The sequence below is a fragment of the Kitasatospora sp. NPDC059088 genome, assembly GCF_042738155.1.
In the GTDB taxonomy this organism is placed as follows: domain Bacteria; phylum Actinomycetota; class Actinomycetes; order Streptomycetales; family Streptomycetaceae; genus Kitasatospora.
On record NZ_JBHYGR010000256.1, the window covers coordinates 1 to 4,323 of the forward strand.

At 69.7% G+C, this 4,323-nt stretch carries 5 protein-coding genes and 1 CRISPR repeat array; all 5 genes read left to right on the forward strand.

The window, feature by feature from the left end; genetic code table 11:
• On the forward strand, positions 1-191 hold a 191-nt coding region (locus ACFWXO_RS44865), incomplete at its 5' end, for a type I-E CRISPR-associated endoribonuclease Cas2 (protein ID WP_380532903.1).
• Between the two features lie 21 nt (positions 192-212).
• Positions 213-546: direct repeats of the CRISPR family, unit length 29 nt; unit sequence CTCCTCCCCGCGCCAGCGGGGGTCAGCCG.
• Between the two features lie 1,045 nt (positions 547-1,591).
• Positions 1,592-2,026 (forward strand): DUF6313 family protein, encoded by a 435-nt coding sequence (locus ACFWXO_RS44870; RefSeq protein ID WP_380532906.1) that lies wholly within the window; start codon positions 1,592-1,594, stop codon positions 2,024-2,026.
• Entirely contained in the window at positions 2,023-2,319 is a 297-nt protein-coding gene (locus tag ACFWXO_RS44875) for a hypothetical protein (RefSeq protein ID WP_380532909.1), read from the forward strand. Before ACFWXO_RS44870 ends, ACFWXO_RS44875 begins: the two co-directional genes overlap by 4 nt.
• 19 nt (positions 2,320-2,338) lie before the next feature.
• Complete coding sequence (locus ACFWXO_RS44880; RefSeq protein ID WP_380532912.1) at positions 2,339-3,298, forward strand: pentapeptide repeat-containing protein; 960 nt, start codon at positions 2,339-2,341, stop codon at positions 3,296-3,298.
• A gap of 335 nt (positions 3,299-3,633) precedes the next feature.
• Positions 3,634-4,323 (forward strand): hypothetical protein (locus ACFWXO_RS44885; protein ID WP_380532915.1); only part of this gene is annotated, 690 nt, incomplete at its 3' end.

Here is a 4,323-nt window from a genome sequence, read left to right on the forward strand (position 1 = left end):
TCTGGCAGGCCGTCAGCGGCTGCATCGGCGCCGGAGTGGCCGTCCTGGTCCACCCGGCGGCCAACGAACAGGGCTTCGAGCTGCGTACTGCGGGCAAGCAGCGACGGAAGCCGATCGACTTCGACGGACTGACGCTGGTTGCGATGACGGGCCTGCAGTCCGCAGATAGCCAAGAAGCGGCAAAGGCCTAGAGGCGTCGCAGGCCGGAAAGCCTCCTCCCCGCGCCAGCGGGGGTCAGCCGGGCGTCAGAACAGCGGCGGCGACTCCGCACCCCTCCTCCCCGCGCCAGCGGGGGTCAGCCGTCGACGGCACCGCGGCGCGGCCTCGGACCGATCTCCTCCCCGCGCCAGCGGGGGTCAGCCGTCGATGCCCAGATCGCGACGAAGGACGAGGTGCTCCTCCCCGCGCCAGCGGGGGTCAGCCGGCGGGGTCGACCTGGGCCAGCGCGCGCGTCCACTCCTCCCCGCGCCAGCGGGGGTCAGCCGCCAGCCAGATGGTGCGCAGGTCGAGCTCGGTGCTCCTCCCCGCGCCAGCGGGGGTCAGCCGCCGTGCCTGTCTCGCCTCAACCGTCGAGTACCACCGGACGTAGCATCGGCCCGTGACAAGAATGCCGAGGCCTGGTACTCAATGTCCCGTGTGCGGGCTCGATCAGGGATTCGAGCCCTGGGGTTGCGACGGGCTGACGCCGTCGTTTGCCATCTGTAGCTGCTGCCTCACCGAGTTCGGCTATGAGGACGCCTCGAACACCGGAGTGAGCACTGCGCGAGCCTCGTGGATCCGGGAAGGCTGTCCCTGGCGCGGACCGGGAAGCGATCGGCCGGTAGGTTGGATCCCCGGCAGCAACTGATTGATGCCATGAAGCTGCTGTAGGCCTTGGCAGTTGACAGCCGGGCACGAAGTGCAAGCGCCATACACCTCGTGGCACACATGGTTGCGAATCGGACACCACCCGACTTCGCCGACGCCCTGCCCCATGCGATGGTCGGGGTGTTGGGCTGGTCATGAGGAACTGGCCGGGTGGCGCTAAGAACGAGGCCCCCACCGCCAGGAGGACGCCGACCACCGCACCGCCCACGCCGCGGCCCGCGTGAGGCGCAGAGGGTGCGCTCCTGTCGGAGCGCGCCCTCTGCGCCGCGCGAAGATCATCCGGATGTCCCGGCCTGATGAACTTCATCAGGATTTCCGACAGCCAGGACTACATCTGCCCCGTTCCTCCACAAACGGAGCGAGTCACCGACCCCGTCCGCCGGGCCCGCGCCAGCTGACCCCTGCATGCGTGGGGAGGAACGGAGCCAGACCTACCAACTGAACCCGCGGCGCGGCTGACCCCCACGCGGAAACGATCTACCTTCAGAAGTGCCCGTCACAGTGGCAGTGGCAGGCGCTTTGCAGGTGCCGTTCCCCGTACGGGCGACGGGCCGGCGGGTCAGAACGGGGGCTTGTCGCGCCAGGGACTTCTCATCGCCGGGCGGCGAGGCCCCGCGCAGAAGGGTCCGGGCGGGCCGGCCTGTCCGCGTCGAATGCCCATGCCCCTGCCTTCTTCACCCATTTGGCTTCGGAGAACCAGGACCGGCCGCTAACGTTTGTCGGCGTGTCCCATCCGTCTTCCCCGCCGCCTCCGCCGGATTGGCGGCACCTGGTCGGTCGTTGGTGGGTTGGTCGCCATGCACTGGGCAGGCTGCCCTACTGGCTGCTGAGCCGCGGCGGCGTGGTGCTGGCCGCGTGCTCCGCCCTGTACGTGCTGAACGGGTTCCTGTCCGGATGGACTGCGGCCTATGAGGTGATGGTGGGGATCACGTCGCCGGCCCAGGTGGATCCGCAGTGGTGCGCGTGGCCGTTGTCCATCGCCGGCTGGGCCGCGATCCCCGCGTTCGTCGGCGGGGCGGTCGGCTACGTCGTCACCGAGCAGATCCAGGCGCACCAGTCCCAGGACCTGACTTCGGTCCTCGCCGAACTACGTGCCCTGGCTGAGCCGCCGGCTGTCCCGCCCTCGCCCCCGGCCTCCGGAAGCGAGGCGCCGCCGTGATCTCGTTGCACGAACTGTACGGACGCGGTGGCGACGTCGAGAAGGCTGTCATGGACTTCGGGCACCTTCACACCGGGCCAACCGGAGGAGAGGTGGACTGGAACCTCGCCGAGAGGCACTGGACGCGGCTGGTGGACCGCATCCTCCGCAACGCGGGCCCTGCACCGCACTCCACCCCGCGCCAGCTGCTGCGTCGGGCCGAGAACGCAGGCGTCACATTCTTGCTCACCCTGGCCATAACGGCGGGCTACCGGTGCCCGATCTGTTGCACAACTGCCGCCGATCCCGGCTGACCGCCCTACCCTGGAGACCGTGGTGGACGACGACGAGACCATGCGACAGGCCGCGATCGTGCGCGGGCTGCTCTATCTCGCCTGTCCCGACGCCCCCTCCGAGGCGCTGACCTCCGCGTCCCTGGCCATCGCCCGGCAGGCCGGATTGGATGCCCCACCTGAGCACGCACCGCCCGAGGCCGAGGGTCTCACCGTCCGGCGCTCCCGATTCGATCAGCCGCGTGCCCTGTCCCGAGCCGATCTGCGCGGCGCGGACCTCCATCGCGCGAGCCTCCCAGGCGCAGCCCTGGACGGAGCGCTTCTGCAAGGCGTCGGACTGGACGGCGCGGACCTGCGCGGCGCGGACCTGCGCGAGGCGAACCTGTTCGGAGCGAACATGCCGGGTGCGGTCCTCGTCGGCGCCAACCTCCTCGGCGCGGTTCTGGGCCAGGCCGACCTGACCGGCGCCAACCTTCAGGACGCGGACCTGCGCGGCGCGGTTCTGAGGCGGGCCCACCTGGGCAGGGCTGACCTCCAGCGTGCGAGACTCCGTGCCGCGGTCCTGAACCAGGCTGATCTGCGCGAAGCGAACCTCCACGGTGCGGACCTGCGAACGGCGGAGCTGGACGGTGCAGACCTGCGCGGCGCGCGGCTGCAGAGCGCCGACCTGGAGGGCGCCACCTTGAAGGAGGCTGATCTGCGCGACGCGAACCTCCACGGCGCGGACCTGCGAACAGCCGACCTGCGCGATGCCGTCCTGCACGGTGCGGACCTGTACAACGCCGATCTGCACAACGCCAACCTCCAGGGCACCGATCTGCACGGCGTGGTGGTGAACGCCGACGATGTCCTCCAGGCGTCCGGACTGCGCTGGGATGTGGAAACCCGGTGGCCGCTCCTCCTGGCAGAGCAGTTGCCCTCCGTCTCCGCTGAGGTGGCGCCAGGTGTCTATCAGGTCCGCGGAGGCCCGGCACCGGACCGGGAGCGGATACTGGCCTGATCTCCGCCGGCAACCGTCCCGGCCTCCATATGAGTTGCCGTCACGAAATCGCCCGCCACGGGTGGAAACCGCAGGAGTCCGGCTGAGACGGGCCCGGGAACCCCGCAGGGCCACGCACAGGACTGAATCCGCACCAGGCTCGCCGGTGACCGGCAGCCGGGACGACACCGCAAGGAGGCTGAGGACAGGACATGGCGGAGAGATGGCCCCCACGACAGCCCGGTGAACCCCAAGGGCCCAGGTCCGAGGTCCTCGCCTTCGCCGACTTCCTCGTGCTTCAGTTCCAAGCCCTCCGAACCTCGCAGACCCGTTACGCCGCCCGCACCTCCCGCGACATGGCCTCCGTTGCCGGCTATCTCGCCGGCCGGACGATCGCCCCCCGGACCTTCGTCGGCGATCTTCTGCGTCACGTCGCAGAATCGGAAGGCCGCCCGGTAGCACCCGAAACCCTGAATGAGGCCCACCGGCTGCGGACCGCAGCGTTGAGGGCCCACGACACGGCCGGGTATGAAGTCGACCGACTCTACGAAGAGCTACGTCAGGCCGAGGAAGACCTTCATGTGGTGGACGCCCGCGAAAGGGCTCTTCGCAAGATCCTGGAAGACATGGAGGACCAGGAGGCCCGGGCCGAGCAGCGGCTCCGCGAGCTGCGGACGGCGGACGGGACCGACTCGTCCACCGGTGCCACTGGCCCCACCACCGAACACGGCCGGACGGACGCCCTCGAACGCGAACTTCTCGACATCAGAAGCGAATTCGAAGACCTGTATGCCGAGTTGGCCCGTACCCGGGAACTCTGCAGTGCTGCCGACACGACCTGCCTGGGATTGGAGGCCCGGGTGGTGGTCGCAGAGAACGCCCTCAAGAGCAACGCACCTCCTGCAGGCCTACGCCTATCCGGCGACCTGTTGGACCCCGGTGGCACCAGCACCCTGCTGAACGAGGTCGGCGGCAAGGTCGGCACCACCCTGGACCTCGGCTTCACCGCCCACGAGCTGTGCCAGGTGCTGGTCCCCCGGGTCGCC